Annotated in this window: 23 protein-coding genes; 14 read left to right on the top strand and 9 right to left on the bottom strand. The window is 64.6% G+C overall.

The window, feature by feature from the left end; genetic code table 11:
* Positions 1 to 143: 143 nt before the first annotated feature.
* Positions 144 to 971, bottom strand: coding sequence for a TatD family hydrolase (locus DESFRDRAFT_RS08370; protein ID WP_005992974.1), 828 nt, complete (start codon positions 969 to 971; stop codon positions 144 to 146).
* Positions 972 to 1,062: 91 nt separating this feature from the next.
* Here DESFRDRAFT_RS08370 and DESFRDRAFT_RS08365 point away from each other — a divergent pair, with 91 nt between their 5' ends.
* The 3 genes from DESFRDRAFT_RS08365 to DESFRDRAFT_RS08355 all read left to right on the top strand — a co-directional run bounded on the left by DESFRDRAFT_RS08365 (position 1,063) and on the right by DESFRDRAFT_RS08355 (position 4,832).
* Entirely contained in the window at positions 1,063 to 2,556 is a 1,494-nt protein-coding gene (locus DESFRDRAFT_RS08365) for a mechanosensitive ion channel family protein (RefSeq protein ID WP_005992972.1), read from the top strand.
* Positions 2,553 to 3,659: a hypothetical protein gene (locus DESFRDRAFT_RS08360; protein WP_005992971.1), complete on the top strand. Its 1,107-nt coding sequence runs from the start codon at positions 2,553 to 2,555 to the stop codon at positions 3,657 to 3,659. The genes DESFRDRAFT_RS08365 and DESFRDRAFT_RS08360 overlap by 4 nt, the downstream gene beginning before the upstream one ends.
* A 78-nt stretch (positions 3,660 to 3,737) precedes the next feature.
* Entirely contained in the window at positions 3,738 to 4,832 is a 1,095-nt protein-coding gene (locus tag DESFRDRAFT_RS08355) for an NADH:flavin oxidoreductase/NADH oxidase (protein ID WP_005992969.1), read from the top strand.
* Between the two features lie 61 nt (positions 4,833 to 4,893).
* On the opposite strand, the gene DESFRDRAFT_RS08350 is transcribed toward DESFRDRAFT_RS08355, so the two are convergent.
* Positions 4,894 to 5,574: a methyltransferase domain-containing protein gene (locus DESFRDRAFT_RS08350; protein WP_005992967.1), complete on the bottom strand. Its 681-nt coding sequence runs from the start codon at positions 5,572 to 5,574 to the stop codon at positions 4,894 to 4,896.
* A gap of 252 nt (positions 5,575 to 5,826) precedes the next feature.
* Between DESFRDRAFT_RS08350 and DESFRDRAFT_RS08345 the strand changes: the two genes are divergently transcribed.
* The 3 genes from DESFRDRAFT_RS08345 to thpR are packed head-to-tail and all read left to right on the top strand — an operon-like array spanning position 5,827 to position 9,007.
* Positions 5,827 to 7,215, top strand: coding sequence for an MBOAT family O-acyltransferase (locus DESFRDRAFT_RS08345; RefSeq protein WP_233489588.1), 1,389 nt, complete (start codon positions 5,827 to 5,829; stop codon positions 7,213 to 7,215).
* Positions 7,216 to 7,223: 8 nt separating this feature from the next.
* Positions 7,224 to 8,408, top strand: a complete 1,185-nt coding sequence (locus DESFRDRAFT_RS08340) for an alginate O-acetyltransferase AlgX-related protein (RefSeq protein ID WP_005992964.1) — start codon at positions 7,224 to 7,226, stop codon at positions 8,406 to 8,408.
* A 20-nt stretch (positions 8,409 to 8,428) separates the two neighbouring features.
* Positions 8,429 to 9,007: an RNA 2',3'-cyclic phosphodiesterase gene (gene thpR, locus DESFRDRAFT_RS08335; protein WP_005992962.1), complete on the top strand. Its 579-nt coding sequence runs from the start codon at positions 8,429 to 8,431 to the stop codon at positions 9,005 to 9,007.
* A 125-nt stretch (positions 9,008 to 9,132) separates the two neighbouring features.
* Here the strand turns inward: thpR and DESFRDRAFT_RS08330 are convergent, their stop codons facing one another.
* Positions 9,133 to 9,621, bottom strand: coding sequence for a hypothetical protein (locus tag DESFRDRAFT_RS08330; protein WP_005992960.1), 489 nt, complete (start codon positions 9,619 to 9,621; stop codon positions 9,133 to 9,135).
* A 293-nt stretch (positions 9,622 to 9,914) separates the two neighbouring features.
* Here DESFRDRAFT_RS08330 and DESFRDRAFT_RS08325 point away from each other — a divergent pair, with 293 nt between their 5' ends.
* From DESFRDRAFT_RS08325 to DESFRDRAFT_RS08310, 4 genes are all read left to right on the top strand, one after another.
* Positions 9,915 to 10,364, top strand: coding sequence for a universal stress protein (locus tag DESFRDRAFT_RS08325; RefSeq protein WP_005992957.1), 450 nt, complete (start codon positions 9,915 to 9,917; stop codon positions 10,362 to 10,364).
* A 143-nt stretch (positions 10,365 to 10,507) separates the two neighbouring features.
* Positions 10,508 to 11,617, top strand: coding sequence for a histidinol-phosphate transaminase (hisC, locus tag DESFRDRAFT_RS08320; protein WP_005992954.1), 1,110 nt, complete (start codon positions 10,508 to 10,510; stop codon positions 11,615 to 11,617).
* Positions 11,607 to 12,275, top strand: coding sequence for a (d)CMP kinase (gene cmk, locus DESFRDRAFT_RS08315; RefSeq protein ID WP_005992951.1), 669 nt, complete (start codon positions 11,607 to 11,609; stop codon positions 12,273 to 12,275). The genes hisC and cmk overlap by 11 nt, the downstream gene beginning before the upstream one ends.
* A gap of 106 nt (positions 12,276 to 12,381) precedes the next feature.
* Complete coding sequence (locus DESFRDRAFT_RS08310) at positions 12,382 to 13,641, top strand: DUF362 domain-containing protein (RefSeq protein WP_005992948.1); 1,260 nt, start codon at positions 12,382 to 12,384, stop codon at positions 13,639 to 13,641.
* 79 nt (positions 13,642 to 13,720) lie between these two features.
* Here the strand turns inward: DESFRDRAFT_RS08310 and DESFRDRAFT_RS08305 are convergent, their stop codons facing one another.
* Together DESFRDRAFT_RS08305 and DESFRDRAFT_RS08300 are read right to left on the bottom strand one after the other, a co-directional pair.
* Complete coding sequence (locus tag DESFRDRAFT_RS08305) at positions 13,721 to 14,392, bottom strand: class I SAM-dependent methyltransferase (protein ID WP_005992946.1); 672 nt, start codon at positions 14,390 to 14,392, stop codon at positions 13,721 to 13,723.
* 399 nt (positions 14,393 to 14,791) lie between these two features.
* Positions 14,792 to 16,822, bottom strand: a complete 2,031-nt coding sequence (locus DESFRDRAFT_RS08300; RefSeq protein ID WP_005992944.1) for a methyl-accepting chemotaxis protein — start codon at positions 16,820 to 16,822, stop codon at positions 14,792 to 14,794.
* 102 nt (positions 16,823 to 16,924) lie between these two features.
* On the opposite strand from DESFRDRAFT_RS08300, the gene DESFRDRAFT_RS22100 reads away from it, so the two are divergent.
* Positions 16,925 to 17,233, top strand: coding sequence for a hypothetical protein (locus DESFRDRAFT_RS22100; protein ID WP_144004979.1), 309 nt, complete (start codon positions 16,925 to 16,927; stop codon positions 17,231 to 17,233).
* Between the two features lie 191 nt (positions 17,234 to 17,424).
* Here DESFRDRAFT_RS22100 and DESFRDRAFT_RS08295 read toward each other — a convergent pair whose 3' ends face one another.
* Both DESFRDRAFT_RS08295 and DESFRDRAFT_RS08290 read right to left on the bottom strand, forming a co-directional pair.
* Positions 17,425 to 17,724, bottom strand: a complete 300-nt coding sequence (locus tag DESFRDRAFT_RS08295; protein ID WP_005992942.1) for an SH3 domain-containing protein — start codon at positions 17,722 to 17,724, stop codon at positions 17,425 to 17,427.
* Positions 17,725 to 17,995: 271 nt separating this feature from the next.
* A complete protein-coding gene (locus DESFRDRAFT_RS08290; protein WP_005992940.1) occupies positions 17,996 to 18,361 on the bottom strand; it encodes a hypothetical protein in 366 nt (121 codons plus the stop codon).
* Positions 18,362 to 18,544: 183 nt separating this feature from the next.
* On the opposite strand from DESFRDRAFT_RS08290, the gene DESFRDRAFT_RS08285 reads away from it, so the two are divergent.
* Together DESFRDRAFT_RS08285 and DESFRDRAFT_RS08280 are read left to right on the top strand one after the other, a co-directional pair.
* The gene (locus DESFRDRAFT_RS08285; RefSeq protein WP_005992938.1) at positions 18,545 to 19,189 is read left to right on the top strand and encodes a peroxiredoxin; all 645 of its coding nucleotides are present in this window, start codon (positions 18,545 to 18,547) and stop codon (positions 19,187 to 19,189) included.
* Between the two features lie 313 nt (positions 19,190 to 19,502).
* A complete protein-coding gene (locus tag DESFRDRAFT_RS08280; protein WP_005992936.1) occupies positions 19,503 to 20,525 on the top strand; it encodes an acyltransferase in 1,023 nt (340 codons plus the stop codon).
* Between the two features lie 57 nt (positions 20,526 to 20,582).
* On the opposite strand, the gene DESFRDRAFT_RS08275 is transcribed toward DESFRDRAFT_RS08280, so the two are convergent.
* Both DESFRDRAFT_RS08275 and DESFRDRAFT_RS08270 read right to left on the bottom strand, forming a co-directional pair.
* The gene (locus DESFRDRAFT_RS08275) at positions 20,583 to 21,257 is read right to left on the bottom strand and encodes a DUF47 domain-containing protein (RefSeq protein WP_005992934.1); all 675 of its coding nucleotides are present in this window, start codon (positions 21,255 to 21,257) and stop codon (positions 20,583 to 20,585) included.
* Positions 21,258 to 21,498: 241 nt separating this feature from the next.
* Positions 21,499 to 22,368 (bottom strand): LysR family transcriptional regulator, encoded by an 870-nt coding sequence (locus tag DESFRDRAFT_RS08270; RefSeq protein WP_081458444.1) that lies wholly within the window; start codon positions 22,366 to 22,368, stop codon positions 21,499 to 21,501.
* A gap of 677 nt (positions 22,369 to 23,045) precedes the next feature.
* On the opposite strand from DESFRDRAFT_RS08270, the gene DESFRDRAFT_RS08265 reads away from it, so the two are divergent.
* Entirely contained in the window at positions 23,046 to 23,774 is a 729-nt protein-coding gene (locus DESFRDRAFT_RS08265; RefSeq protein WP_005992930.1) for an Electron transfer flavoprotein alpha/beta-subunit, read from the top strand.
* Positions 23,775 to 23,795: the final 21 nt, after the last annotated feature.

The following is a 23,795-nucleotide window of genomic DNA, read 5'->3' as shown; positions in this document are numbered from 1 at the left end:
TAGAAAGGGTTCCCCCCGGACCCCCTTCCCAAAGACTTTTATCGGTAACAGCCTGTCACCGTAAGAAGTTTTTGGGAGGGGAGAGCGCGAGAGGGGGCCCCTTTTTTCAAAAAGGGTCCCCCTCTCGCATCTCCTTCCCCTTCCTATACCCCGAAAAACCTTCGTGCGTTGTCGCCGGTCGTGAGCCAGACCTCGGCCGGGTCGCGTTCCATGAGCGCGGCCACGCGCTGGGCGGTGAAGGCGATCAGCGCCGGCTCGTTGCGCTTGCCGCGCCAGGGTTCGGGCGCGAGGTAGGGCGTATCGGTTTCCAGGAGGATGCGGGACAAATCCATGGCCGCCACCGCTTCGGCCAGATCGGTGTTCTTGGCGTAGGTCACCGGCCCCGGGATCGAGGCCAGCCAGCCCCGGGAAAAGACCTCACCGGCCAGCCAGGTTCCGCCGCCGAAGCAGTGCCACACCAGCGGCCGGTCCTTGAACCCCATGTCGTCGAGAATGGCCAGGGTGTCCCTTTCGGCCTCGCGGCTGTGGATGACCACCGGCACGTCGAGGCTCCTGGCCAGTTCCAGCTGCTCCCGGAACACGCGCTGCTGCGTCGCGGAGGTGGACACGTCCCAGTAATAATCGAGCCCGATCTCGCCCACGGCCCGAAGCCGCGCCTCGTCGCGAAAGGCCGCTTCCATGGCCGCCATGTCTCCGGCGGCCATCTTGTCCGCGTCGCAGGGATGCACGCCCAGGATGTAAAAGACTTCCGGCCGGTCCTTGAAGAAGTCCCGATGGGCCAGATAGGCGGCCGGCCCCAAAAACACGTTGCCCACGGCCGACACCCCGGCCGCCGCCGCCCGGTCGAGCACAGGCCCGATCTCCTCCGGGGCGAACTCCTCCACGTCCAGGTGGGCATGGCTCTCCACCCCGCCGGCCGGTAGGCCGAGGCTGGCCGGATCGGGGCGTTCACGCTTCTTTTTTCTCGACACCGTATACGCTTCCTTTGTCGTTTGCGCGCCGCGTTGACGCCGGAGCACGGGACACGTAGGGACATGCCAACGCCAAAAAGGAGCCGTCCGCTTGCCCGCGTCCGCCGTTTCCCTGCCCGCATCATTGCCCGAACTTGGCCGCGTGACCATCGGCGTCGGCTGGCGGCTGGGCGCGGCCGTCGCCGTTTTTCTGCTCGTAACGGCCCTGCTGCGGTGGCTGTGGCGCCGGGGCGTCATTAGCCGCCCTCTGGGGGGCCTCGTCAAGTGGCTCTGCGGCCTGGCGCTTTTATGGGGCCTGTCCTGGCTGCTGCCGCCCAACGCCGCCGACTCCGGCGAAACAGCCATGACCCTGGCCGCACTGGCCATGCTCTGGCTGGCCGGTTGCAACGGGGTGGACTTCGTCTACGCGCAGCTCGCGCCCGCGCGCGGCTCCGGCCGGCCCGGACGCCACATCCTTCAGGACCTGCTCAAATTCTGCATCCTGGCCGTGCTCGTCGGCTGGGGCCTGCGGCAACTGCTCGACATCCAGCTCGGCTCCCTGCTCACTTCCTCGGCCATCCTCACCGCCGTCGTCGGCCTGTCCATGCAGGACACCATCGGCAGCCTTTTCTCCGGCCTGCTCCTGCAGATGGAAAAGCCCTTCGTCGAGGGCGACTGGATCAAGGCCGGCGACATCGAGGGTCGGGTCACGGAAGTCACCTGGCGCTACACCAAGGTGGTGACCCTCGAGGCCAACGAGGTGCTTTTGCCCAACAACGCCGTGGCCAAGGACCGGCTCGTCAACTACAGCCGGCCCGAAAAATACCTGCGCCAGATCCTCCACGTGCCGGCCCCCCTCGACGCGCCGCCGGTCAAGGTCAAGTCGGCCATCCAGACGGCCCTGTCCCGGGCCGAGGGCGTGGTGGCAAACCCGTCGCCCGTGGCCCGGCTGTACAGCATCGAATCGGACCGGCTGGTCTACTCCGCCATTTACTACATCCGCGCCTTCAACGGACGCCTCGCCGCCGCCGATGCCGTGCTCTCGACCGTCTGGTACGAGTTCCTGGAACGCGGCATCGAGATTCCGGCCCCGGCGCGGCGCGTCATCATGGACGCTCCGGCCCCGGATCGCGGCCGCCCCGAGGGTCTGGCCGCCCTAAGCGAGGTGGAGCTGCTCGCCGGACTGACCGACGCCGAAATGGAGATGCTGGCCAGGGTGTCCGTGATCCGCCAGTTCGTCCCGGGACAGACCATCGTGGCCAGGGGCGAACAGGGCACGACCATGTGCTTCATCCTGTCCGGGCTTGTGGCCGTGGTCATTGACGGCAAGGAAGTGGCCCGGCTGGCGGCGGGCCAGATTTTCGGCGAAATGGCGCTTCTGACCGGCGAGCCGCGCCAGGCCGACGTGCGCGCCGTCGAGGCCACGCGCGGCCTGGAGGTGGACCGGGAGGGATTCCGCATGGTCCTGTCCCGCCATCCCGAGATCATCGACCGTGTGCGGGAGATTTTCACCGCCCGCGCCGCCGCCAACCGCTCCGCCAGGGCGCCCGGGACGCCGGACGAAGCGACAACCCTCTTTGCCCGCTTCTGCAAGCTCTTTTTATGACGACCCAAACGCCTCACACCGGACGGCCCCTGCCCGCCGCCCTGGCCCTGGGATTCGCCGGGGCCGGCGCGACCTGCCTGCTTCTGCGCGAACTGCTGCTCGCCTACTGCGGCAACGAAGCCGCCATGGGGGCGGCCATGGCCCTGCTCCCCCTGGCCATCGCCGTGGGCGCGGCCCTGCCCGGCCGGCTCTGGCCCGACCGCGACCCGGCGGACAGCCTCGGGCCGGCGCTGGGGTTTCTCGCCATCATCCTGCCCCTTTCCCTGCTGTTGCCGCGCCTGGCCCGGCCGGGCGCCATCGTCGGCGGCGCGACCGCCCTCTCGCCCCTGGCCGTAAGCGGCGCCGCCATCGGCGCGTTCGTGCCCTCGGGGCTGTGCCTTGGGCTCGTCTGGATGCTGACCGGCACGGTCGGCTGCCGCCAGGAAGGAAAAAATGCCGCCCGCCTGCCCGCCGCCCTGGCCGGCGCGGCCGCCCTGGGCGCGCTTTTCGTCCAGTTCGTCGCCATCCCCAAGCTCACGCCGCTCAACGCCAGCCTGGACATGGGGCTTGCCTGCTGCGTGGCCGGCATCCTCTGCGCCGCCGGATCGCCGGGCGGCCGGGGACCCGAAACATGGCTGTCGGTCATGGCCCTCGGCTTCGTGCTGCTGCTGCCCGTATCGGGGCTTCTCGAAACGCGCCTGGCCGCCTGGCAATGGCAATGCCCGGTGTCGGCCGTCCCCGCCGTTCCGGCGGCCATCGGCACGGTCCTCGGCGGCGGCGCGCGGGCGGTGGCCACGGCGCTCACCTACCTGGCCGTTTGCATCGCGGCCGTCGCCGCCCTGGCCGGACGCGTCACGTTGCCGGGATTGCGCGAAGACCAGTCCCGGGACCTCGCCATCGGTATGGCCGAAGCCGGCGCGTTCCTGGGGCTGCTGCTCGCCTACCAGGGCGTGGCGGGAAACCTCTTTCCCCATCTTCCGGCCCTGGCCGCGGCCTGGCTGGTCGGCGACGCCCTGGCCCTCTATCCCTCGCGGGACATCCGGCGCGGCCTCGTTCCCAATACGCCCGCCCTGTGCGGCGCGGCCCTGGGCCTGGCGCTGCTCTCCGCCCTGCTTATTTTGTAGCCCCGCAAAAAACGCGTCCTCCCCTTGTTGCCCGCCGCCGCCGGCGCTACAAAAAGGCAAACATCCGGAGGCCTACCCATGAGTGTTCTTTTCTCTCCCGTCAAAATCGGGCCGCGAACGCTTAAAAACCGCATCATCATCGCGCCCATGTGCCAATACTCGGCCGAAAACGGCCACCCCACCTACTGGCACGCCATGCACCTCGGCCATTTGGCCATATCCGGGGCCGGCGCGCTCATCATCGAAGCCACGGCCGTGGAACCCCAGGGCCGCATCTCGGCCCAGGACCTGGGCCTGTGGTCCAAAGCCCACGAAGACTCCCTGCGCCGCACGCTGACCGCCGTGCGGGCCTGCGCGTCCATCCCCATCCTGGTGCAGCTTGCCCACGCCGGCCGCAAGGCCTCCACGGCCAACCCCTGGGAAGGCGGCGCGCAAATCCCCCCGGACCATGGCGGCTGGGCGCCCGAAGCCCCCTCGGCCATCCCTTACGAACCGGAAGAAATCCCGCCCCACGCCCTTGACGCCGCCGGACTCGACCGCATCGAGCAAGCCTTCGTCGACGCCGCCAAGCGCGCCGACGCCCTGGATCTGGCCGGCGTGGAAATCCACTGCGCCCACGGCTACCTGCTGCACCAGTTCCTCTCGCCGCTTTCCAACACCCGCGACGACGACTGCGGCGGCAGCCTCGAAAACCGCATGTGCTTCCCGCTGCGCATCGTCAAAGCCGTGCGCAAGGCGCTGCCCCGAAACCGTATCCTCGGCATCCGCATCTCGGCCACGGACTGGGTCCCTGGCGGCTGGGACATCGAGGACAGCGTCGCCTTTGCCCGCGAAATCAAAAAACTCGGCTGCGACTACATCCACGTTTCCTCGGGCGGCCTGTCCCCCAAACAACAAATTCCCCTCGCCCCCGGCTACCAGGCCCCCTTCGCCGAACGCATCCGCCGCGAAACCGGACTGCCCACCATCGCCGTGGGGCTCATCACCGACCCGGCCCTGGCCGAAACCATCGTCGTCACCGGCCAGGCCGATATGGTCGCCCTGGCACGGGGCATGCTTTACGATCCGCGCTGGCCCTGGCACGCCGCCGCCGCCCTGGGCGACAAGGTCGACGCGCCGGACCAGTACCTGCGCTGCGAACCGCACGGGCTGAAAGGGCTTTTTCGCCGGTAGAGAGGCGGGAGGGGTGGGGCTCCGCCCCAGACCCCGGCAGGGGCGCTGCCCCTGTTCCGCCTTATCCGACGCGCGTAAAAAGCAGCGCCGCCTTGACCCGGCCGCTGCCGGTGAGACGTCGCGGCGACCAGTCGGGCCCGAGGCGCTCGGCCAGGGCATCGGCCAAATGAAAGTGGCCGCCACGCACATGGCCGGGGTAGAGGCGTTCGAGTTCAGCCGGGGATGCGGGCAGGTCGTCGAGGCGGTAGGCGGGGCGCAGGGTGAAAAAAAGTTCCTTCGAGGCCCAGGCGGCGGCGGCTTTGGCCACACTTTCGAGCCGGCCTTTGGAGATGACGCCGCGCCCGATGAAATCGATGAGCATGGCCATTTCGCAGGGCGGCGCGGCGGGCGGTCCGCACAAAAAATCGCAGGCGGAAAAATCCACGTTGTCCAGGCCGTGCAGGCGGGCCAGCTCCCTGGCGGTGCGGATGACATCGGGGTCGACGTCGCAGCCGAGCACCCGGGTCGCGCCGCGCCAGGCCGCCCGGAAGGCGAAGTAGCCCAGGTTGCAGCCGAGATCGACGACGGACTTGCCGACCACGTCGAGGTTGCCGATGTAGCTTTCGAGTTCGTCCGGGCCGGGACCGTGCCCAGGGGCGAGGAGGGTCCCGTCGGGGCCGTAGACCGGACGCCAGACACAGGCCGGATCGAGGCCGGCCAGCAACCGGCGGGCGACTTCGAGGCGGAAAATTTCCGTTTCCATGGTTTGTTGTAGCGGACTTACGGCCCAATGCAAGGGGTGCGAGGTCCGGGAGTTGTCAAACCTCGCCTGCTTGGGTAAGAGCGATCACCCGCGTGAGGACGCGCGGGCGTGACGCGGTTTTCGCCCTCCGCGCCGAGGCCGCGATTTGGCGGCCGCGCCGTAACCCCCTACCCCTACACCCACCATGGTATTCAGCTCCGCTTCATTTCTTTTTATTTTTTGCCGGTCGTGCTGGCGTTGTATTTTTCGTGTGTGACTTTCGGACGGCTGCGCAACTGGATCCTGCTGGCGGCGAGCCTTTTTTTCTATACCTGGGGTGAAGGCGAATACGTCGTCATCATGCTGGTTTCGATCCTGGCCAACTATTTGTTCGGCATATGGATCTACAAAGCCCATGAGCGCAGCAACGCCAAACGCCAGATGGCCGTGGCCATCACCTTCAACCTGCTGTTGCTCATCATCTTCAAGTATACGAATTTTCTCGTGGCCAACTGCAACACGGTGTTAAGCGAATTCGGGCTGCCGACCATGACGGTCGGAGCCGTGCATTTGCCCATCGGCATTTCGTTTTTCACCTTCCACTGCATTTCCTATCTCATGGACATCTACCGTCGGCAGACGCCGCCACAGATGTCGCTGCCCAACACGGCCCTGTATATTTCGCTTTTTCCCCAACTCGTGGCCGGCCCCATCATCCGCTACAAGGACATCGCCTCGCAGATCACCCACCGCACCGTGGGCCTGGAGCGCTTTTCCCAAGGCATCAACCGGTTCGTCATCGGCCTCGGCAAGAAGGTGCTCATCGCCAACGTGGTGGGCCTGCCGGCGGACAAGATTTTCGCCATTCCCTCCGAGCACCTGACCACGCCCGTGGCCTGGCTCGGCATCCTGTGCTACACGCTGCAAATCTATTTCGACTTTTCCGGCTACTCGGACATGGCCATCGGCCTCGGCCACATGTTCGGGTTCAAGTTCATGGAAAACTTCAATTATCCCTACATATCGCGCTCCATCCAGGAATTCTGGCGGCGCTGGCACATCTCCCTGTCCACCTGGTTTCGCGACTACCTCTACATCCCGCTCGGCGGCAACCGCTGCAGCCAGTCCCGGATGTATTTCAACCTGGTCACGGTCTTTTTCCTGTGCGGCCTGTGGCACGGGGCCAGTTGGAACTTCGTGATCTGGGGCATGTTCCACGGCCTGTTCTCGGTGATCGAGCGCTTTCCCCTGGCCAAGCGCGTGACCCAGGGACCGCGGCTCATCGCCCATGCCTACACCCTGCTGGTGGTGATGGTGGCCTGGGTCTTTTTCCGGGCCGAATCGCTGCCGGTGGCCCTCAGCTACATCAAGGCCATGGCCGGCTTCGCCCAGGGATCGGGCGTGGAATGGCACGTGGGCCTTTTCCTCAACCCCAAGGTGGCCATCGTGCTGGCGGCGGCCCTTATCGGCGCGACCCCGGTCATTCCCTGGATCAAGGGCCTGCGCACCCGCGTGCTGGCCATGCGCAGACTTGGTCCCGTGGCCCTGGACGACGGCGTGGAGGCGCTGGTCAGCCTCGTCGTGATGCCGGCGGTCTTTATCCTGTGCGCCATGTCCCTGGCCAGCGGCACGCATAATCCCTTCATTTACTTCCAGTTCTAAGGTCTTGCATGAGCGTGGCTCCTACGTCTGCCCACAAGTTCGTCATCGCCCTCGGCGTCGCCTTGTTTTTGTGTATGATCTGTCTGCCCGTGGCGGACCATATCTTCGACCTGGCCCCGAACGTCTACATGATGGAAACCGATCCGAACCCGTTGCCGGAGTTTTCCATTGGGTCGATATTTAAATCCTTCAACGTGCTCCAGCGCGGCTACCTGGAAAAGACGTTCGGCTTCCGCCAAATGCTGGTCCGGCTGGAAAACATCCTCGACATCTTCCTGTTGCGCTCCTCCAACCAGTACCAGAACGTCATCAAAGGGCGGGGCGACTGGCTGTTCCTGTCCCAGGAGAACAACGAGCTCAACGTCATCCAGGACTACCGGTCGGTGAAGCTCTTCACGCCGGCCCAACTGACCCGTTGGGTCAAGGTCTACAAGGATCGCCAGGACTGGCTGGCCAAGCGCGGCATCCACTACCTGATCGTGGTCGCCCCCAACAAGCACACCGTGTACCCGGAATTCCTGCCGCCGCAGTACAACAAGGTGAGCCCCATAAGCCGCACCGACCAGATCGTGAACGCCCTTGCCGGGGCCGGCGTCAACATCCTCGACTTGCGCCCGGTCATGGACAAGGTCAAACGGCAGGCCCTGGCCTACTACCGCACCGACACCCACTGGACGACGTTCGGGGCCTTTGCCGGGTACGTGGCGATCATGAAGCGCTTAAGCCAGTGGTTCCCGCAGTTCGAACCGGAAATCCGCGGGGATTTCGATATCACCATCACCCCCGACCTCCAGGGCGGCCTGGCCAGCATGCTGGCCCTAGGAGACTTTTTCCCCGAAAGCCGGGTGACCTTCACGCCGCGCTTCAAGCGCAAGGCCGTGAACACGACCGATACCCGGCCCACGCCGCCCTACTTCCAGCCCACCGTGGTCATGGACACCCATGATCCCTCCCGGCCCAACGCCGTGATCTTCCGGGATTCCTTCGCCCACGAGCTGGTCCCTTTCCTGGCCGAACACTTCGACAAATCCATCTACATGTGGCCCTACCCTTCGACCTCACGCGCTGTCCGCTACTTCGACAAGCAGCTGATCGAAAAGGAAAAGCCGGCCCTGGTCATCGACGAGTTCGTGGAGCGCTACTTCACCGAGTTCCCGCCCAAGAAGGAACAGGAACAACCGCCCAAGAAGTGACGCCCGGCCGGGAGGCCGCCATGGATCATGTCCGCGCGTTCGTGGGCCTTGCCCTGCCGCAATCCTGCCAGGATATGGCCAATCGGCTCGGGGCGGCGCTTGCGCCGCTGTGCCGCGGCCGCATAAGCCGGGTGCGGACCGGACAGGCCCATATCACTCTCAAATTCCTCGGGGAAACACCCGTTACGGGACCGGCCGGCATCGAGGCCGTTGGCGAGGCGCTGGCCGGCATACGGTTCGCGCCTTTTCGCCTGGGTTTCGCCGGCGGCGGTTTTTTCCCGGGCCCGAACCGTCCCCGGGTGATCTGGGCCGGACTGCGGGAAGGCGCGTCGGCCTGCCGGGAACTCGCCGCCGCCGTGGACGCGGCCCTGGCCCCGCTCGGCATCGCGCCGGAGGGAAAACCCTTCGCCGCCCACCTGACCCTGGCCCGGGTGCGCGAACCGGAACGCGGCGGCGACTGGCCGGCCATGCTGGCGCTTTTGGCAAAGGCGCAGTGGCCGTCCGTGCCCGTTGCCGCCATGACGCTCTGGCGTTCGGTGCTTTCGGATCATGGCGCGCGCCACGAAGCGCTGCGGGAATTTCCGGCTGCTCTGGATTGAATCGAAGCGAGGTCTACGGCGAGATGTACGGCGGCCATCCGACGAAGTGCCGTGGTCGCGAGGCGGAGCGGAGCCGGCGGCGGCACGCCGGCTCCGTCCTGCAGGGGAACATGCGCCGGCGCGACTTAGATGTAGTCGCCCCGGTTGAACTTGATCTTTTCGGTTACGGTCATGACTTCCAGTTCGTTGACCAGGGAACCGAGCCCCGTGTTGGCGTCGCTTGGCAGGTCGTCCTTGAGCTGCTTGACGCCGGTTTCAATGTTTTCCAGCACCCCGTAGGCCTGCTTGAGGGAATCCCCCCCGGAACCCGAGGCCAGCTGGTCGGCATAGTCTTCCCACTTGGCCAGCAGGGAGTCCATGTTTCTCATAACCGCCTGCTCTTCTTCGCTGAGTTGACCCGAAGCCGCGGCAGCGTCCGCGCCTTGCGATCCGGACACATCCAGGGCGGCATAGCCGGCCAGGGGAGGCGCCGCGAACCCCGACTGGGACGACTGGCCTTCGCCGACTTCCTTGGCCAAAAGCGCCGCGAAGGCGTCCGACCCGTCCTTCTTCTCAGCGGACTTATTGGCCGCGGCCTGCTGCAGGGCGGTCAATTGGTCGTTTTGGATTTTCATCGGCCTTCCCCCGCGTTAACGTTTCCTTTCGGCATGCAAGGAGCCTGCCAGCTCCCAGTTTTCCATGAACATGCCAATATCATTACGCATTATATTTTCGTAACCAGGCAAAATTTGCCCCGTGGTCCTTCTCTCGCAGGCATCTTCGTTTCATTGCATAAGACAGGTGAAACGCCTTGTCTATTGCCATCCACTTTGGCATCCTGGACCGACCGGGCTTGCCCCATGCTTTTCGGACGATCTCGCCGGAACTTAAGCGGAAACAAGCCAGGTCAAACCAAGGAGGCGCTGCCATGCCAGCCCTGAAAAAAATTTTGTGCGCCGTGGATTTCTCCGAGGGCTCCCCGCTCGTGGCCGAATACGCGGCCACGCTGGCCCGGGCCGCCAAGGCCGAGATCATCTGCGTCTACGTGGCCCCGTCCCTGGCCGAATACGTGGGCTTCAACGTGCCCCAGGCCGCGCTCGACACCTTCGTCGGCGACGTGGTCGCCTCGGCCGAAACGACCATGAACGATTTCACCACCGAAAACTTCAAGGACCTGCCGGCGCGCGGCATGGTCCTGACCGGCTACCCGGCCGAGGAAATCCTCAAGGCCGCCGACAGCCAGCAGGCCGACATGATCGTCATGGGCACCCACGGCCGCACCGGCATCGACCGGATCATCTTCGGCTCGGTGGCCGAAAAGGTGGTCAAGACCGCCACCTGCCCCGTGCTCACCATCAAACCGCACGCGGCCGCCTAGCCTCGGTCCCGGAGGAAATACAGCGGTATTTCTTCCGGGAAGCCGCCAGTTGAACGGTTTGTCCGCGAAATCCGCCCGGTCGGACGTCGCGGACCCGACAGAAGCAACCACTCTACCGCCTATCGCATACGGAGCCGTCGGTCATGCAGCCAAGCGACCGTGTCCGCGAAGCGGTGCGGGGATTCACCCCGTACGCTCCCGGACTGTCCATGGAAGAGATCAGGGAGCGTTACGGGCTGACCCGCGTGGTCAAGCTCGCCAGCAATGAAAATCCCCTCGGGGCCTCGCCGCTCGTCAAGCGCGTGCTGGCCAGAAAGGGCGATATGGTCTTCCGCTACCCCAGAGCCGGCAACCCGGCCCTGGTGGCGGCCCTGGCCGCCTATCACCACGTGCCCAAGGAGTGTGTGGTGGCCGGCAACGGCTCGGACGAGATCATCGACCTGCTCGTGCGCGTCACCTGCGAACCGGGCAAAAGCAATGTGGTGGCCTTTTCGCCCTGCTTTTCCATCTACGTGCAGCAGACCAAGCTTTGCGGCGTCACCTTGCGCCAGGTGCCGCTTACGCCCGATTTCGGCTTCGACCTGCCGGGGCTGCGCGCGGCCTGCGACGACGATACGGCCATGGTCTTCCTGACCAATCCCGACAATCCCTCGGGCCACGCCATACCGGCCGAGGAAGTTCTGGCCTTCGCCCGGTCCCTGCCGCCGAGGACGCTGCTCGTGGTCGACGAGGCCTATGCCGAATTCGCCGAGCCGGCGGCCGACTATTCCATGCTGCCCCGGTTCGCCCAGTGCGACAATGTGGTCGTGCTGCACACCTTTTCCAAGCTCTTCGGCCTGGCCGGGTTGCGGCTCGGCATCGGCATCATGCCGGACTGGCTGGCCGATCACCTTTTGCGGGTGCGGCTCCCCTTCAGCGTCAACCTGCTGGCCGAGGCCGCCGGCATGGCCGCCCTCGAGGACACCGCCTTTTTGCAGGCGAGCCTCGAGACCGTCGTCCGGGGCCGCAAGCTGATGGCCGAAGAGCTGACGCGGCTTGGCTGCCATGTCTATCCGTCCCAGGCCAACTTCCTGATGCTTAAGCCCCCGGTCCCCGCCCTGGAGCTCTTCGAGGCGCTTTTGAAGCGCGGCATCATCGTGCGGGCGCTGAAAAGCTATGGCCTGCCCGAGCTGTTGCGCGTGAGCATCGGCAACGACGAGGAAAACGCCATGTTTCTGGCCGCAATGAAGGACGCCATCGAACATGGCTGCTGAGTCGCGCCGCATCGTGACCATCGACGGCCCGGCCGGGGCGGGCAAGACCACCGTCTCCCGCCGGGCGGCAGGGGAACTCGGCGTGGCCTACCTGGACACCGGGGCCATGTTCCGGGCCTTGGCTCTGGCCTTGGGCGAGGGCGGGCATCGGCTCCCCGAAGCGACCATCGACGCCCGGCTCGCCGCCATGACCTTCGCCCTTGAAGGCTCCGGCGCGGACACCCTGCTCCTGGTCGACGGCGCGCCGCTGCCCGACGCAGCCCGCACCGAGCGGGTCGGCGGCTGGGCCTCGAACCTGGCCGTTTTACCCGTGGTCCGGCGTCGGCTGCGTCTGGCCCAGCAGGCGCTTGGCGCATCCACGGACCTCTTGGCCGAAGGCCGCGACATGGGCACGGTGGTCTTCCCCGAGGCGCGCCACAAGTTTTTCCTCACCGCCAGTCCCGAGGTCCGGGCCGGACGCCGCGTGCTCCAGCTTGAATCCCTCGGCAAGCCGGCCGACTACGAGGCCATTCTGGAAGCTATCCGCCACCGCGACGCCCAGGACCAAAACCGGGCCGAAGCGCCGCTCGTCGCCGCCAAGGACGCCCTGGTCATCGACACCTCGGACCTGACCGAGGACGCGGTGGTGGCCCGCATCGTGGCTGCGGCCGCCGTCTGACGCCCGCCGGCACGACACGCCCCTTCCCCTCGCGCTCCGGACCCGTTATGGCTTCCGGACGGCCTTTGGCCGTCCCCGAAACGCCAACCCCCGCTCCGGAGCGCGCATGACCGCATTTCGCCTGGACATCCGCCGGGCCGCCTCCCTGGCCGAAACGGCCAAGGCCCTGGCCGACGTGTTGCCCGCCTACGCCCACGTCTTCCCCGCTGATACGGCCGCGCCCATCCTGGTCAAGCCCAATCTCAACGCCAACATGAACGCGCTGACCGGCAACACCACGGATTTGCGCCTGCTCTGCGCCCTGCTCGGGCATCTGCGCGACGCCGGCTACAGCGACGTCACGGTCGGCGAAGGGACCAATTCCGGCTTTTACCGCAACAAGATCGGCGTGATCGGGCGGCTTATGGTGGACAAGGCGGCGGCGCGGTTCGGCTGTCCTGTGGTGGACCTCAACCACGTCCCGGGTAAGCCCGTGGCCTTCGAAAACGGGGTCACGGCCATGGTCGCCGCGCCGGTGGCGGATGCGGCGCTCGTCATCAACCTGCCCAAGCTCAAGACCCATTTCGAGGCCGGCATGTCCGTGTGCCTCAAAAACCTCATGGGCTGCCTGGTCGGCCAGGAAAACAAGAAAAAAACCCACCAGAGCCTGGCCGCCAACATCGTCAACCTGAACCTCGCCGTGCGCCCGGGCCTCCACATCGTGGACGCGCTTATCGCCATGGAGGGGCTCGGCCCCACGCGCGGCACGCCGCTGCGCCTGGACACGCTGATTTTTGGGGAAAATCCTTATCTGATCGACCTGGCCTGCGCCAGGATGGCCGGCTTTCCGCCGGAAAAGGTGCGGCCCCTGGCCGAAGCCCGGCGGCGGGGCCTGGTCACGCCGGAGATGGACGCCTTTTGCGACGGGCTTTCCCTGCCGCTTCTGGCCGGGCGGCCTTTGGCCCCGCCGGTCGCCGGCCGGATCGCGAGCTTCATCCACAGTCCGGCCCGGCAGAAGTATTTCCTGGCCGTGCGCAACACGGCCCTTTTCCGCTACCTGGCCGGCACGGACTGGTTCGGGGCACTGCTTTTCAAGACGGGACTGCGGCAGGACGTTTTCTGCCGCGAGGAGATGCGCTGCGACGGGCTCACCCTCGACCGGGCGGCCTGCGACGATTGCGGGGTGTGCCGGGATTTCTGCCCGTCCGGCCTCGATCCGGCGGATGTGGCCGCGATGGGCGGGCATCCGGACTGCCTGGGCTGCCTGTACTGCTTTCTGACCTGCCCGCGAAAAGCCCTCGCCTTCCATGGGGAACAAGGCTTCTTGGCCGAACAGCTGCGCCAATACGACGCCCTGGTCCGGACCCTCGGCCGCCCGGGCCGGTAAGGCCTCGCCCCGGACCAGCGATATCCCAAACGACGAGCGCCTCCCCCTCCCCCTCAAGGAGACGGGGGGAAGGCCTCAATCAGACATTGATCGCTTTTCCGCGCAGAAAAGCGACAACCGGCCCATCCCAGATCCTCTCGGCCTCGGCCACTTCGAACCCTTTGGCCGCAAGCAGCGCGTCAAGCTGGGCGAACGTGAAGCTGTGCCACATCGCCCGGCCATCATACTGGACCGCCCAGTCCAACAAGGCATTATGCTCCGCGAGCGTCGCCTCGCCATAACAATAGGTGATGAGCAGGAGCTCCCCGCCGGGCCTGAGCACGCGGTGCATCTCGCTTATGGCCGTCTCCGGCCGGTCCATCGTCTGGAGGGCATTGACGCTTATCACGGTGTCGAAGGTGTGGTTTTCGAAGGGCAGATCACAGGCGTCGGCCTCCTGGAAACACACGTTCGCTGGCTCGCAGGCCAGCTTCTCTTCCGCGACCCGTATCATCTCCGGCGTCACGTCCACGCCCCAGACCTCACGGCACCGCCGCGAAAGACGGATGCTGAGGGTCCCCGGTCCGCACCCGACATCGAGAAGCCGGCTATTCGGGGTCACGTGTTTCGCAAGAATGCTCCAGTTGACCTCGTACTGGTCCTGAAAGTCACTGGCGATCCAGGCGTCATAGCCTTCGGCCGTCGCCTTCCAAAAGTTTTGATCCTTTTCATCCTGGCCATGAGGGAATGAAGTACGCCTTCCGTAGGTCATATGCGATTCTCAGGAGCGCGGCGGCAAACGACACGCTGTTGCTTTGCGCGGTGGTCCCATAAGCGGAATCAAGATACATGCGAACCCGTCCGAATGCGTCTCGAAACCGACTCCCGGTTATCCTCACGCAAATATTGGGGAGCATAACCACTGGCTCTGTCGACAAGTTGCTTGGATTGTGGGGAAGTACGCCCGCTGGCGCGCAAAGGTCAAGTCATTTTGCCGATATTGAAAATAACAGAGCAGGGAGCGCTCGGGCCGAAAGGTCAGGCCCAGGCGCGGACCGTTCTCCGAGAGCGCCGCGTCGCCGCGGGCAAAAGGAAAGTCATGCCGTAAATAAGAAGAGGGGACTTTCGCCAAAAAGTCCCCTCCTCCGGCGGCTTTTTCCGCTCAGCGCGCCTAGGCCTGGCGCAGCTTCTCGATGATCTGGTCCATATCACCGGACAGGTCGGCCAGGGCATGCACGGCCTGGGCGGACTCATGCATGCCGGAGCTGGTGGATTCCACCACCTCGCTGACCTCGCTCATGGCCTTGTTGATCTGTTCGGCCGCGGCGGACTGCTGTTCGGCGGCGGCAGCGATGCCGGCCACTTCCCGGGCGCTGGTCTCGGCCAGATCGAGAATCTCGCGCAGCACGCCGCCGGACTTCTCGGCCAGTTCCGTGGCCTCGGACACGGCCACGGCCGCCTTGTCCACATTTTCGATATTGCCGGCCACGGACTGCTGGATGCTGACCACGGCCTGCCCCACTTCCTTGGTGGCGGTCATGGTCTTTTCGGCGAGCTTGCGCACCTCGTCGGCAACGACGGCGAAGCCGCGTCCGGCCTCGCCGGCCCGGGCCGCCTCGATGGCGGCGTTTAAGGCCAGCAGGTTGGTCTGGTCGGCGATGTCCGAAATGACGGACATGACGCGGCCGATGGCCTGGGTCTGTTCGCCCAGTTCGCTCATGGCGGCCTTGAGGTCCGTGGACACGGTGTTGACCCGGTCGATGGAGCGCACGGCGTTTTCGACCACGGAGCTTCCGGCCGAAGCCCTGGACTTGGTGTCGTCGGCGGACTGGGCGGCCCGGGAGGCGTTCTTGGCCACGTCGAGCACGGTGGACGTCATCTGGGAGATGGCTTCCACCACCTCGCGCAGGCGGTCGCGCTGGTGGTCGGCGCCGGTGCGCACGTGCTCCACCTGGTTTTCCAGCTCGCCCGAGGCGTCGATGATGCTCTCGACCACATGGCCGAGCTGTTCGGCCGCCTCGAGCATGCCTTCCCGCTTGGCCACCTCGGCCTGTTCCTGGGCCTGTTCGGCCTCCTTGCGGGCGGTCTCGGCCAGGGCCGCCTCCTCGCCGGCTTCCTGGCTCATCATCTCGGCCTCGGCGATCTTGGCCTTAAGCCCGGTCACCATCTTTTCGATGGCCCCGGACAGCTCGGCCATCTCGCCGGCAAAGCGTCCCTGGGGTTTGGCCTCCAAGTCGCCCTTGGCCACCTTGCGGGCCAGATCGATGACCCGGCGCAGCGGCGACGTCATGCCCCTGGCGGTGAAGAAGCCGACAATCATCACCACCAGGGCCGCCACGCTGGACGCGGCCAGCACGGAATAAAAGATGGTGCGCTCCGTGGCCGCGATGCCCTCGCGCTCGCTGCCGATGAAAAGCATGCCCGTGATCTTGCCGTCGGCTCCGACCATGGGCCAGTAGGCGGTGTTGTAGGCCCGGCCGAGGATTTTGTTGATCTTGAGGAAACGGTTGCCCTTGGTGATGACCGTATCGAGGACCTCGGGGTTGTCCATGCGGGTGCCGATGGCCCGCTTGCCATTCCGCTCGATGGTGGTGGCCACGCGGGTGTCGCCGTAAAAGATGGTGCATTCCGTGCCGAGAACCTTCTTGATCTCATCCACGAAAGCGTTGCTGGAGGAAAGGTTGATGCCCGTGGTCACGGTGCCGATCACCTTGCCGTCCATCCTGACGGGACACCCGGCACGCAGCGAAAACTTGACGGCCGTGCCTTCTTCCAGGCCAAGCGAGGCCTGTCCGGTCAGGGCTTTTTGCACGTTGATCTGTTTTTTGATGGAATCGCCCGATCGCGGCGAATGGCTGCGGGCCAGCACCACGCCCTGGGCATTGGCGATGGTCACGAATTCGATGCGCAATTCCCGCTGGGCCTCTTTGGCGATCTCCACCAGCCGCGCCTTGTCCCCGGCCTCCACGGCCGCCACCACGTCCGGCCGTGTGGCCAGCATATACGTCGCGCCCTTGACCTCCTGCCCGGCCTGCTTGAGCATGAAATTCACGGCATCGGCCTGGCTGTTGATTTGCTGCTGGCTGATGCGGTTGAGCCCGGCGGAGAGGTAATGGTGCGCGGTCAGGGCGATGGTCGACGTGAGCAGGAGGACGGTAAACAGAAGCAAGGCGATGATCTTACCTGTGAGGGACAGTCGCATACACACCTCCGATAGCCGCCGGGAGGGCCCGGGAGATTCATTCGTGGAAAACGAACTATTCATTGTTACAACACGAATGCACCGTAATGGAAAAGAGGGTTCTTGCAAAGATGGTTCGGGCTCTGGCGCGCAATTTCGCACTCCTTCGACGCGCCAAAAATCGCATTTTTACAAATAGCGTCAAATTTCGGACACAACGACATCCGAGATAACGCCATGCGACAAGGGCAACGGCCTGCCCGGCCGGCAAAAGAGAAAGAAGACGACAAAAAGGAAGGGAACGTGGTATTTTTTGAAACACAAGAAGGTTGCGGGCGGAACAACGGCGGGCAAACGCGCGGCATGCAGCCAACACCACGGACAAGACTCCATACCGCGCCCCGCCGCATCAAAACGGAAGCGCGTCATTGAGGCCGACCCCGGAAACCGCACGGGGAAGCACCGGCGGCACAGTCCGCCCAGCCCGCCACTGGATGGCGACATGTGGGCGAACGCACCCGCGGGGATTCCCGAGCGTCCCCCCGAAACATGCTCGCGCATGCCGGAGGCGAAATACAATTACCTATTTTCCATAAGGAACGTTCTCTTTTCTCCCATCCCGCCTACCGCCCGAGGAACCGGGCCTGCACATACCCTTCCTGACCGTCCTTGAGCACCCGGACCTGGTGCCAGCCGTTGATTTCGGGAGAGAGCAACGACACCTTTTCCCCGGCGTGCAGGTCTTCGACCACCGAGCAATTCACGCTCGGGCAGGTGAGCACATTGAGCAGCGCCGCGCGCACCGTGCGCACGGACCGGGCATCGGCGGGCGCGGCCGGAACCGGACGCCCGGCACAACCGGCAAGCCCCAGGCTTGCGGCCACAAGCGCGGCAACCACCAAACGCGACACGACAATACGCATGACTCCTCCGACGATCGGGACGGCGACGCCACGCGCCGCGCCGCGCCCGTTACGGGAAAATTACTTTTAAATGAAAATAGGAATCAATCCTATTGCCTTTCTCTGAAAAAATGGTCATGGTGTGCCCATGAACGACACCCGCCCGGCCGGGCCGCTTCCGAAGCACCCCGGCCAAGCCTCCACGAAACGACCGCGAACCCCTTGGCACGACATGCGGCAACACTTTTTTTCCATCGACGCAGCGCCTGTCTCTTCCCCAAAAAGCGCCGGGCTAGTTGCCGTCGAACGTCCGCATTTTTTTCTCCCAGGCCCGGCGGGCATCCTGGGAGGGACAGCGGCAGATGGCCACGGCCGCGTCATAGGGACTGCCGGCCGAAACCCCGTTAGGCCCGAGAAAAACGAGCTTGGCCGGGTCCGGCTGGGTCACGGTGTAGCGGCCGGGATTGGTGGCGCAGGAACCGCAGATGACGGTCCAGGCGTTGGCGGAGTCATTGTCCATGGTCACCTGGGCCACGCAGCAGTTCCCGTATGGATTGACCTGCTGGGCCGACGCGGAGGACGGCGCGGCGACCGTGGCCAGGGCGCACAGGATCGCCGCGAACAAAACACGCCTTGGCGACAGAAGCGGATGCGACATGGTTCCTCCCTGGGGTATAGACCTGGAGTGGCGTATTTTTAAAAACTAGCGGCTCGGGCGGGCCTTGTCCAGAGACGGCCCCGCCCGTAACCGTTATATATTGCCTTTTGTCCCCGGCCGGTCCATAAGCTGTAAAGAGAACCGGACCGTTTTCGGCAACCCCAAACACAAAGGACGTACCCAATGCACGATCACGATCACGAATACGACGAGGAATGCTGCATCGAAGTGCCCGAGGCCAGCGTCGGCCAGGAAGTGGTCGACTTTTCCATGAAGGTCTACGACCCGACCGAAGGCGGGTTCGGCGAGATGTCCATGGAGGCGATCCAGAAGGCCGGCAAATGGACCATCCTGGTCTTCTACCCGGCCGACTTCACCTTCGTCTGCCCGACCGAGCTGGCCGACCTCGCCACCAAGCACGAGGAACTGGCCAAGATGGGCTTCGAAGTCTTCTCCGTGTCCACGGACACCGAATTCGCCCACCTGGCCTGGCGCAACAGCGAAAAGCTGCTGGAAAACGTCAAGTTCAAGATGGCCGCCGACCCCACCGGCCAGGTTTCGCGCTACTTCGGCGTCTACGACCCGGAATCGGGACTGGCCCTTCGCGGCACCTTCATCATCAACCCCGACGGGGTGCTGGTGTCCAAGGAAGTCAACTTCTACAACGTGGGCCGCAACGCCGACGAACTGCTGCGTAAATGCCAGGCCAACCTGCACCTGCGCGAACACCCGGCCGAAGCCTGCCCGGCCAAATGGACCCCGGGCGAAAAGACCCTGACCCCCTCGGAAAAAATCGTGGGCAACGTCTACGACGCGCTTAAGGGATAACTAGGAGAGGATTAAGGAAGACAGTGCGAGAGGGGAAACCCTTTAAAAAGGGTTCTCCCCTCTCGCGCTCTCCCCTCCTAAAGTTTATAACTGGTCGAGCCTGACACATCCAACTAGTGACTATTATTGAAAGTCTTTTGGGAAGGGGGTCCGGGGGGAACCCTTTTCTTCAGAAAAGGGTTCCCCCCGGCATCCTCATCCCCTCCCCCCCCTCATTTGACGCCTCGGCGGGCATGCCCTACCGTGCGCCGCGCCGGGCATACACTTTGGACGTCCATGCCGGCCGTCCGTCAAGCAGCCCGACGACCACCGCGTGCAGCCATCCATCTCCGCCGCCCCGACCACGGGACCGCATAACCGTCTGTGTTCCCTGGACGCCTTGAAAGTCATCGGCTGCGTCAGCGTCGTGCTGCTGCATGCCCTGGTGCCGAACGTCGAGCGGGTGGACGATTCCCTGACCTGGATGGCGGCCAACCTCTTGAGCGCCGCCACGCGCCAGGCCGTGCCGCTTTTTTTCATGATCAGCGGGGCGCTGATGCTGCGCCGCGATTTCCCGTCCCTGCCGGCCCATTTCGGCCGGGTGGCCGTGCGCTACGGCCTGCCGCTTTTGGGCGGGCTTGCCGCCTACAAGGCGCTGGCCATCAGCCAGGGCGACCCGACGGAACTTTTCAACACCGTCCTTTACAACGTGCGGGCCAACCTGGGCTTTCACCTGTGGTTCATGTGGGAATTTCTGGGGCTGGCGCTCGTGGCCCCGATCCTGCGGCCGGTCGCCGCCGATAAACGCGCGGCGTGGCTGTTCGTGGCCTTGTGGGCGGCGTATCGCGTCGTCGCTCCCTGGCTGCGCTTCCTGGATGTGACGATTCCGGTGGCGAACATGCTTTTTCTCCCGCACACCGGCTATTTCGTCCTGGGCTACGTGCTTGCCGCCTCGCCCCGACGCGTTCCGCCGCTATTTCTCCTCTGCGGCATGGTGGTCGCCATCGTCGCCACGGCCGGGCTCACGGCCGATTTCTCCCTTCCCTTCGACCGGCTGGACGTGCGCTTTTACGATCCGGACGCGCCCCTCGTGCTGCTCTTATGCGCCTGTCTCTTCAAGCTATGCCTTCAAAGCCTGACCGGGAACTCGCCCAAGGCGCTGCGCTTCCTGGCCGGGGCGACCTTTTCCGTCTACATCTACCACATCCTGGCGCTCTCCCGCCTGACCCATTTCATCGGCCCGACGACGCTCTTCATGAGCGTGTGCGTCCACACGCCCCTGGCCTTCGCCGCCTGCCTGCTCCTGTACGCCATCGCCCGGCGCGTGCCCGGGCTGAAATATTTCTTCCCGGGATAATGCGCGCTGGGAACCCCTGTCACAGGGGGTCCCAGCCACGCTGTCGCGCGCCCTTGCTTAACGCGCCAGCATGGCCCGCAGGATATCGGCGCAGCTTTCGGCGTTGTGGCTGGCCCGGAAGACGTATTCCACGAAGCGGATGATCCGGTAGACGGCCCCGAATTCCATGTCCGAGGCGTAGGCGGCGGCGATCAGGCCACGCTTGGCCTTGACCACTTTCAGATGTTGCTGGCGCACGGTCTGGATATGGGCCTTGATGGCGCCGCGATCGCCGCGCTTGTGCAGGATCCCCTCGATGGTGGCGGAAAGCGCCGCATGCAACAGGGCCACGGTCTCGGCCGCTTCGGCGACGCTGGTCATCATGGCTTCTGCCAGAGGCCCGGGCACCTCCAAGGAAGACAAGGCGAGCCAGGTCGTGGCTTCCTGGACCGCATCGAGGATGTTGTCCTGGCGGCGCGTGTAGTCCAGGAAGAGCGTCTTGTCGACGACCATGAACCAAGCGACCGGCAGATGGTTGCGGATGTGGCGTTTGACTTTGTCGGCCTCGGCCTCGAGGTTGTCGATCTCGCCGGTCAGGACGCGAAATCCCTTGTCCGGGCGTTTGGTGATGGCGTGCTTGAGGGCTTCGCTCAAAAGGGACATGCCCCAGGCAACGGGCCGGTAATGCTCGAGCAGGCCTGTCAGGTATGTTTGGCGGCGTGGCGAAAGGAAATGCAGCGCAGGGGGCAACATGGGAAACTCCTTGGCAGGGGCGCGCAGCCCCGGTCCCTGAAAATGCCAAAAAAAGGCCATGTTGCAAAGCGGTTCTATTCCCAGCCGGATTCTTGGGAACGGCCCATGAGGCTAGGCGCAAAGGATCGGCGCCGCACGGGGAAGCTCCCGGCCGCGGACGGGAAGCGGCCCGGATGACTCTCCATCCCGCCGTGGTTCCCGTCCCATCGCGTCCTCCCGGCGACGATGGCTGGACCAGGCCCTAGCCCAGCTGCACGAAATTGGCCGCCGCCGGACTTAATGCCCCACGACGCCAGCACAAATGCATGCGGACGTCTTCCATGTCGCTGTTCAGGAGCTTTTTGTAGACCACGTCGGCCGGGCGACAGGTCGGAATATTGTAGACCATCGCCACCCCCAGCTTCGCTTCCACCAAAGCCACCGCGCAGGGCACGCTGTCGGCGCATTCCCGTATGGCCGGAGTAAAGTCGGCCTTCTGGCACGCCTGGATCATCCTGCGTTGCAGGTTGTGCGCCGGGTGGTCGGTGGCCACGACAAAAGGCTGATGCATCGCCTGGGCAAGGGTGACCGTGCGGCAAGACGCCAGGGCATTGGAGCGATGGACGGCCAAGACCATCGATGGGCTGGCGATCGGGCACGAGTCAAAGGCTTCGTCTGTCACGTCCCCGTCGCTGCAGATCAAATCCAGCGAATCCGAATGCAACTTGTCCAGAAGATCACCAATGAGCATCTCCCGCAGCACCAGCTCGACATGCGGAAACCGCTCATGAAACAGGCGGATCATGCGCTTGAGATCACACAGGATCGCTGTCGTTACAAAGCCGATGGTCAAACGGCCTTGTTCGCCCTGTGCGGCCCGTCTGGCGGCCTGGCAGGCCAGTTCCATCTGCTCCTGCATGCGAATGGCCTCTTTATAAAAAGCGCGCCCCGCAGCTGTAAGCCCTACTGTTCGTGTCGTTCGCTCGAACAAGACAACGCCAAGGCTCTGCTCAAGTTGTTTTATAGTGTGCGTTAATGACGGCTGCGTTATATGGAGTTCATTTGCCGCGCGGTTAAAATGCAGCTGCCGCGCAACGGCTATGAAACAGCGCAGTTGACGAAAGTCAAACATAGCGACCTCCGCGACTTCATGTTTTATGTGCTTTTTTTCACAATTAAATAGACAGAAATTCCCCTCGTAAAACCGCTTCCTCCCCACAGCCCCCGGGAAAGAGCCTCCGGCCAACCGCGCATCCCGCAAGAACCAAGGCTTCAGCCATACGCCCGGGGAAAAGAACACACAAGGCGACAGCCCCGTTCGCTGGCGTGGCCCTGTTGCCGCGTGCCGGGGCGGACACGGGAGGACGCGCGCCCGCCCCGAGGCGCGTCCGGCGTTGGCGAAGAAGCCGGAAAGAAACCCTCGTCACAGCGCGACGCGGCAAGGCGGCTCCTGCGGTTGCGGCTGGCGTTAACATCGGCCCGGACGCGATGCGCCTCTTTGAATGTCCATACTCCTGCCCCCCCCGAAAGATGGTTGCACTTTGGCAAAGGTGCGCTCGCCGGCAATTCATAAATTGAATCTATCAATGACAATAAAACAATTAATAATGCTCGTGAATAAATCACTACCACACAAAGTATAGGACTGCAACAAACAATTCATGCTAGCACTTTTACACCAATGGCTAAGGACAAACCTGGACAGTGTGCGTTTCTTTAGAAGCATCCGTGCGTACAAGACGTCACTTTCATCACGAAATCACGAGAGCAACCTGCACATTGGCTTTCGCCATGGAGGCATCAGCAAGGATGAAAACAGTCATTGTTTACAAGTGGGCCAGGGATGCCAAGGACGCGGCCGTCAGAAACGACGGATCCGTGGATTGGCGCAACGCGAAGATGAGCCCCGGCGAGGACGATTTCGCCGCGCTCGAGGCCGCCAAGGCCATTGCGGACGGGGGAGAGATCATCGGCCTGACCATCGGCGACGGCGACGCCAGCTGGGTGCTGGCCCGCGGCGTGAAGGAGGCCGTCTCGATCGCCGACGCGCCCAACCTCGTCGACAATGCGGCCACGGCGGCGGTCATTGCCGCCACCGTCAGAAAGATCGGCGACGTGGACATCGTCACGATCGGCGACTCCGAGGAATACGCCGGCGTCCCGGCGGCCCTCGCCGGACTGCTGGGCTGGCCGGCCGTCGCCCACGTCGACAGCGCCGAAGCCGTCGACGGGCGCGTGCGCATCACCCGCAAGCTGGGCAAGGACGTGGAGACCGTAAGCCTTGCCGCTCCAGCCGTCGTCGCGGTCAGCGCCGCCTCCCCCGAGAAAAAAGTCCCCGGCATGAAGGAGCAGCTGATGGCCCGCAAGCGGCCCGTCAGCAAGCTGACCCTCGCCGACATCGGGGCCGGTGGAGCCGAGGCGGTTTCGAGCCGGGCCACCAGATTGCCCGAAACCACCGCCGCCCGTCTCTTCGAGGGCGCGCCTCCCGCGGCGGCCGCGCAGCTCGTCGAAGCCCTGCGGGGCGAAGGGGTGTTGTGAGCATGATGGGCACTTACGCGG

Origin of the sequence: Solidesulfovibrio fructosivorans JJ], assembly GCF_000179555.1 — a bacterium.
GTDB lineage: Bacteria > Desulfobacterota > Desulfovibrionia > Desulfovibrionales > Desulfovibrionaceae > Solidesulfovibrio > Solidesulfovibrio fructosivorans.
Note: the sequence above shows the minus strand (reverse complement) of the source record. Positions and strands in the feature narration are given on the sequence as shown.

Bases quoted from the DNA above. Each gene is read 5' to 3' on its own strand.
- DESFRDRAFT_RS08360 (WP_005992971.1), top strand. From the start codon at position 2,553: ATGACGACCCAAACGCCTCACACCGGACGGCCCCTGCCCGCCGCCCTG.
- DESFRDRAFT_RS08355 (WP_005992969.1), top strand. From the start codon at position 3,738: ATGAGTGTTCTTTTCTCTCCCGTCAAAATCGGGCCGCGAACGCTTAAA.
- DESFRDRAFT_RS08350 (WP_005992967.1), bottom strand. From the start codon at position 5,574: ATGGAAACGGAAATTTTCCGCCTCGAAGTCGCCCGCCGGTTGCTGGCC.
- DESFRDRAFT_RS08340 (WP_005992964.1), top strand. From the start codon at position 7,224: ATGAGCGTGGCTCCTACGTCTGCCCACAAGTTCGTCATCGCCCTCGGC.
- thpR (WP_005992962.1), top strand. From the start codon at position 8,429: ATGGATCATGTCCGCGCGTTCGTGGGCCTTGCCCTGCCGCAATCCTGC.
- DESFRDRAFT_RS08330 (WP_005992960.1), bottom strand. From the start codon at position 9,621: ATGAAAATCCAAAACGACCAATTGACCGCCCTGCAGCAGGCCGCGGCC.
- DESFRDRAFT_RS08325 (WP_005992957.1), top strand. From the start codon at position 9,915: ATGCCAGCCCTGAAAAAAATTTTGTGCGCCGTGGATTTCTCCGAGGGC.
- hisC (WP_005992954.1), top strand. From the start codon at position 10,508: ATGCAGCCAAGCGACCGTGTCCGCGAAGCGGTGCGGGGATTCACCCCG.
- cmk (WP_005992951.1), top strand. From the start codon at position 11,607: ATGGCTGCTGAGTCGCGCCGCATCGTGACCATCGACGGCCCGGCCGGG.
- DESFRDRAFT_RS08310 (WP_005992948.1), top strand. From the start codon at position 12,382: ATGACCGCATTTCGCCTGGACATCCGCCGGGCCGCCTCCCTGGCCGAA.
- DESFRDRAFT_RS08305 (WP_005992946.1), bottom strand. From the start codon at position 14,392: ATGACCTACGGAAGGCGTACTTCATTCCCTCATGGCCAGGATGAAAAG.
- DESFRDRAFT_RS08300 (WP_005992944.1), bottom strand. From the start codon at position 16,822: ATGCGACTGTCCCTCACAGGTAAGATCATCGCCTTGCTTCTGTTTACC.
- DESFRDRAFT_RS08295 (WP_005992942.1), bottom strand. From the start codon at position 17,724: ATGCGTATTGTCGTGTCGCGTTTGGTGGTTGCCGCGCTTGTGGCCGCA.
- DESFRDRAFT_RS08290 (WP_005992940.1), bottom strand. From the start codon at position 18,361: ATGTCGCATCCGCTTCTGTCGCCAAGGCGTGTTTTGTTCGCGGCGATC.
- DESFRDRAFT_RS08285 (WP_005992938.1), top strand. From the start codon at position 18,545: ATGCACGATCACGATCACGAATACGACGAGGAATGCTGCATCGAAGTG.
- DESFRDRAFT_RS08275 (WP_005992934.1), bottom strand. From the start codon at position 21,257: ATGTTGCCCCCTGCGCTGCATTTCCTTTCGCCACGCCGCCAAACATAC.
- DESFRDRAFT_RS08270 (WP_081458444.1), bottom strand. From the start codon at position 22,368: ATGTTTGACTTTCGTCAACTGCGCTGTTTCATAGCCGTTGCGCGGCAG.
- DESFRDRAFT_RS08265 (WP_005992930.1), top strand. From the start codon at position 23,046: ATGAAAACAGTCATTGTTTACAAGTGGGCCAGGGATGCCAAGGACGCG.